The sequence below is a fragment of the Acidimicrobiales bacterium genome (assembly GCA_036273495.1).
Classification (GTDB): domain Bacteria; phylum Actinomycetota; class Acidimicrobiia; order Acidimicrobiales; family JAJPHE01; genus DASSEU01.
Window position 1 is genome coordinate 1 of record DASUHN010000014.1, and the last position, 3,806, is coordinate 3,806.

Sequence of the window (3,806 nt, forward strand, 5' to 3'; positions counted from 1 at the left end):
TGCTGAGCGCCCGCGACCAGCACCTCGTCGTCGACGGCCCGGCCCAGAACGGCTGCCCGGGGGAGGCGCTGACCCCGGCCGAGCTGTTCCTCGGCGGGGTGGCGACGTGCGCGGTCGAGCTGGTGCAGGTCCTGGCCCGCCAGCACGGGATCGCCCTCGCCGGCCTCGACGCCGAGATGGGTGGGGTGATCGACCGCGCCCACGAGGTGCGCGCCGACGTGACCGTGTTCGGCTCGGCCGCCCTGCGCTTCGTCTTCCGGGGCGTCGGGGACGAGGACGCCGCCCGACTGGTCGAGGAGTTCAAGGGGCGGTGACCGCTGTACGGAACGGTGGCAGTTGCCACCGCCGACCTGACGGTGAGCTTCACCGTCGAGTGACCGCTCCGCCTACGCCGTCCGCTCCGACGGTGCCGCCGCCTCTCGGGACTTGCCGCCCGGCGCCGCCACTATGAGCTTGAGGATCTCCTCGGTGATCCGGGGCTCGAGCCCCTCGGTGTGGCCCTTGTCCCGCCGCAGCACGTCGGCGATCACCCGGCCGTCCCGGGCCCCCGGGTACACGTAGATCTCCGCCGTCCCCGGCCGGGCGGCGCGCCCCCAGCTCGGAGTCGACCGGTCCCCCCAGCGGGTGTCGCGCACCTGGCCCGGCTCGGGATCCTCGATCACCGCCGCCCGCACCCGCTCCCCCGCCCCGTACTTCTCCCCCCAGGGCGAAGTCTCCGGCAGCCCCACTATCTCGTGCTCCCCGATGGCGAAGATGAACGAGAAGTCGGCGTCGGGCACCGGGTGCTGGCGGAACCGGCGCGCCCGCAGACCGGACATGGCGTCGCGCTCCTCGCGGCTGCGCGGCGGCCCGAATCCCTCGACCAGCTGGGCCGGACCGATCCGCCCCCCCGACAGGCTCAGCCATCCGTCCACCCGGTCGGCGAAGAACTCCGTGTTCAGCAAGCGGTTGGCGGTCATCCCCCCCTGCGAGTGGCCCACCAGCCAGAACGCCCTGATGCTCCCGGTACCGAAGCGCTCGAAGACCTGCTCCACCACGTCCACCAGGTGGGCGTCGTCCACGTCGGGCGCCCAGTGGCGCATCGGCTCCCGCGTCTTGGCGGTGGGCGCCGCCACCACCAGCCGGTAGGCGTCGGCGTACCGGTGGGCCGGGAAGTAACGCCGCTGCCACACCCCGCCCGACCCGCCCCCGTGCAGGTTCAGCAGGAACGTCAGTCCGCCTGCACCGGCGTCGTCGGCGTAGTCGAGGTAGTACCTGCGCCCGCTGTTCGCCTCGATCCCCGTCTCGCTCTGCACCTGCGCTCCCCTGCCGATGTCCCCTCCCGTCCACCGTAACCACCGCTCGGGGGCGCCGGCCAGGCTGCCAAGATGCCGGCGTGCGGGTCGTGCGCTTCGACGACGAGGTGGCGGTGCCGATATCCGAGTTCGGCTCCCGGTTCCGGATCGGGCCCCTGACCGGGAACGACACCAGAGGCGGCGTCCAGGTGATGCACCTTCCCCCCGGGGGCCTGATCGGCCGGCACGTCACGCCCGTGCGCCAGCTGCTGGGGATCGTGAGCGGAAGCGGCTGGGCCGAGGGGGACGACGGGGTCCGGCGCGAGCTGGGGTCCGGGTACGGCGTGGTGTGGGAGCCGGGCGAGGAGCACGCCGCCGGGACCGACACCGGGTTCACCGCCGTGTGCGTGCAGGGACGCTTCGAGGTCCGGGCCATCTCGGTCACCCGGGACATCGTGGTCGCCGACTACGACCCCACGTGGCCGGCGTGGTTCGAGACCGTTCACGCGTCGGTCTGGCCCGCCGTCGAGGATGTGGCGCTCCGGATCGACCACGTCGGATCGACGTCGGTGCCCGGACTGGCCGCCAAGCCGATCATCGACATGGACATCGTGGTGTCGGAGGAGGCGCAGGTCCGGCCGGTCATCGACCGCCTGCGGGCCCTGGGCTACCGCTGGTTGGGGGACCTGGGGGTCGTCGGTCGCCAGGCCTTCCACCTCGACGGCCCCCGGGAGCTGCCCGCGCACAACCTGTACGTGGTGGTCGAGGACAACAGGGCCCACCTCGACCACTGGCTACTCCGCGACGCCCTGCGCGACGACGCCGCCGCCCGGGAGGACTACGCCGAGCTCAAGCGGCAGAACGCCGAGCTGGCGGGCGGGGACATCGACGTGTACGTGGCCCGGAAGGCGGCGTTCGTGGCCGAGTTGCTCACGCGGGCCCGCCGCCAGCGGGGACTGCCGGCGGCGGAGTACTGGGTCCCGTGAGCCGGGCGCGCGCCATCTGGCAGTTCGGCGAGCGCGTCCACGCCATCATCTACTACGCCCCGGAGCGGCGGGAGGCCACCGACGCCCTCGGTCTCAAGGGCAGGTGGATGAGCTACTTCGGGTTCCGGGCCGCACCTCTCGGCGCCGTGACGGCGTCGGTCGTGACCGCCCTCTTCTACAACTTCCACCCGCGCATGGTCGCTCGGGCCGTTCCCGACGCGTGGGCCTACGCCCCACCGGCCGCCCTCCTCGACGCCCGTCTCACCTCCATGGACGCCGCCATCCGGCGCGCCCTGGGGGACGACGTCGTCGCCTCGCCTGCGGTTGCCCGGGCCGCTTCGCTGGCCGCCGCTGCTGTCGCCGGTTGCGACATGGCCGGCCGGCCGATGGGCGCCGCCAACCAGGCCCTGCCCCAGCCGGACGAGCCCCACCTGCGCCTGTGGCAGGCGCTCACCGCCGTGCGCGAGCACCGCGGCGACGGGCACGTCAACCGTCTCGTCGCCGCTGGGGTCACACCCGCGGAGGCGCTGGTCCTCCAGGCCGCCAGCGGGCGTTCGCCCGAGGACGGGCTGCGCGCCAACCGGGGCTGGTCGGACGAGGAGTGGTCGGAGGCGGCGTCGCGTCTGCGCGACCGCGGCCTCATCGACGACGGGATGCGCCTCACCGCCGCCGGCGTCGCCCTGCGCCAGGACATCGAGGACGGCACCGAGCGCCTGGCTGCGCCCGTCCCCGCGGCCATCGGCGACGACGGGGCCGACGAGCTCGCCGCCCTCCTCCGGCCCGTGGCCGAGGCGGTCATGGCCGGCGGGGCGGTGCCGGCCCACAACAACATGGGAGTGCCCTGGCCCCCTCCGTAATCCGGAGCCGGTCGTCCTAACGCCGGTCACACTGAGCCGGTGAGAGTCCAGGTGGCGGTCCGGCCGTGGCGTGACTCCGACATGGCGGCCGCCCTCGCGGTCCTCCGGGCCACCCACGAGCAGGACGCCTATCCCGTGCTGTGGCCCGACGAGCCGTCGGAGTTCGCGGCCCCGCCCGACGTCCTGGAGGCGTGGGCGGCGGTAGGACCCGACGACAACTTCGTCGGTCATGTCTGCACCCGGCCCCCGCACGGGCCGCCGCTCGCGGTCTGGGAGACGGGGACGGGACGCCGGGCCGAGGACCTGGGGGTCGTGTCCCGCCTGTACGTGGCCCCGGCGGCGCGCCGCCTCGGCGTGGCCCGGCTTCTGCTCGCGACCGCCGTCGACGCCATCCGCCGGCGCGGCGGGCTGCCGGTCCTCGACGTCCTCACCCGGTACCAGCCGGCCGTGGCCCTGTACGAGACATCGGGTTGGAGCCACCTCGGGAGCTTCGTCTGGCCCATGCCCGACGGCAGCGAGGAGCCGTCGTACGCATACGCCCTCCTGGACGGCGGAGCGGTGTGGGCCTCACGACACCTTCATCGGGGGCCTGACGAAGACATCGGGGGCCTGACGAAGAACACGCATCGGACCCCGCCATGAGCGTATCCGTGGTACGGACGGTATGGACAAGATGATCGTCCAGGGCG

5 protein-coding genes are annotated in these 3,806 nt (G+C 73.7%); 4 read left to right on the top strand and 1 reads right to left on the bottom strand.

Annotated elements, in window-relative coordinates; genetic code table 11:
* A partial coding sequence (locus VFW24_00560; GenBank protein HEX5265241.1) for an OsmC family protein occupies nt 1-314 on the top strand: 314 nt, incomplete at its 5' end.
* A 72-nt stretch (nt 315-386) separates the two neighbouring features.
* Here VFW24_00560 and VFW24_00565 read toward each other — a convergent pair.
* Nucleotides 387-1,295 (bottom strand): alpha/beta hydrolase, encoded by a 909-nt coding sequence (locus tag VFW24_00565; protein HEX5265242.1) that lies wholly within the window; start codon nt 1,293-1,295, stop codon nt 387-389.
* A gap of 80 nt (nt 1,296-1,375) precedes the next feature.
* Between VFW24_00565 and VFW24_00570 the strand changes: the two genes are divergently transcribed.
* The 3 genes from VFW24_00570 to VFW24_00580 are packed head-to-tail and all read left to right on the top strand — an operon-like array spanning nt 1,376 to nt 3,759.
* Nucleotides 1,376-2,260: a GrpB family protein gene (locus VFW24_00570; protein ID HEX5265243.1), complete on the top strand. Its 885-nt coding sequence runs from the start codon at nt 1,376-1,378 to the stop codon at nt 2,258-2,260.
* Complete coding sequence (locus tag VFW24_00575; protein ID HEX5265244.1) at nt 2,257-3,117, top strand: hypothetical protein; 861 nt, start codon at nt 2,257-2,259, stop codon at nt 3,115-3,117. Before VFW24_00570 ends, VFW24_00575 begins: the two co-directional genes overlap by 4 nt.
* Before the next feature lie 39 nt (nt 3,118-3,156).
* Nucleotides 3,157-3,759, top strand: coding sequence for a GNAT family N-acetyltransferase (locus VFW24_00580; GenBank protein HEX5265245.1), 603 nt, complete (start codon nt 3,157-3,159; stop codon nt 3,757-3,759).
* The last annotated feature ends 47 nt before the right edge of the window (nt 3,760-3,806 follow it).